Annotated in this window: 1 protein-coding gene; it reads left to right on the forward strand. The window is 33.1% G+C overall.

The genetic code is table 11. The features are described 5' to 3' along the window. Positions 1 to 278: hypothetical protein (locus Q1A46_RS20820; protein ID WP_299683584.1), on the forward strand; the 278-nt coding region annotated here is incomplete at both ends.

Below are 278 nucleotides of genomic sequence, written 5' to 3' on the forward strand. Positions count from 1 at the left end.
TGGACAGATATTACAGGAAGTGAGTTTGTAGGTTCTATATCTGATATTGAATTTGGAGCTACTGAAAATGACATTTTTGTTACTTTTCATAATTATGGTGTAAGAAACATTTGGTATACTAACGATGGTGGTACTACTTGGTTTGATAAAGAAGGGAATTTCCCGGATATTCCTGTTAAATCAATTTTACAAAACCCTTTAAATAGAGAAGAAGTGATTATCGGTACTGATTTAGGGGTTTGGAAAACATCTAACTTTAGTGCAACTTCTCCAAGTTG

It is taken from the genome of uncultured Tenacibaculum sp. (assembly GCF_947502995.1).
Taxonomy (GTDB): Bacteria; Bacteroidota; Bacteroidia; order Flavobacteriales; family Flavobacteriaceae; genus Polaribacter.